The 450-nt window shown below is 41.1% G+C and carries 2 protein-coding genes; both read left to right on the forward strand.

Going from position 1 to position 450, the window contains the following annotated elements:
* On the forward strand, positions 1–189 hold a 189-nt coding region (locus GPK58_RS12135), incomplete at its 5' end, for a type II toxin-antitoxin system prevent-host-death family antitoxin (protein ID WP_215638713.1).
* Position 190: 1 nt separating this feature from the next.
* A partial coding sequence (locus GPK58_RS12140; protein WP_215638714.1) for a type II toxin-antitoxin system RelE/ParE family toxin occupies positions 191–450 on the forward strand: 260 nt, incomplete at its 3' end.

Genomic DNA, 450 nt, shown 5'->3' on the forward strand with positions numbered 1-450 from the left:
CACAAAGGCGAGCCTGTATATCTTACCAAGAATGGTAGAGGACGTTTTGTGGTTATGGATTTTGAAGATTATGAACGTGATCGTGCGGAAAAGAAGCTTTTGATGAAGCTGCAGGAAGCCGAAGAAGCAGTGAAAGACGGCGAAGGATGGCTGGATTTGGATGAACTGAAAGCACTTGTGGGGGAATAAGATGTTAAAATTGCGGATTAACCCGATTGTTGCAAAGGATCTGAAGAATATTCGGGATTACATTGCTGAAGACAACGAGGAATATGCGGCAAAGACCATAAAGGAAATTTACGGGAAATTTGAGAATCTTCAGATGTTTCCGGGAATGGGATCAGATCTTTCCAAACGAGTCAGTTTTCGGACAGATTATAAATATGCGATATGGGAAGATTATGTGATTATCTACAAGGTAGGCAACGAGTATGTAGAGATTTATCGTGT

The sequence above is a fragment of the Blautia sp. MCC270 genome (genome assembly GCF_018785605.1).
GTDB lineage: Bacteria > Bacillota > Clostridia > Lachnospirales > Lachnospiraceae > Blautia_A > Blautia_A fusiformis.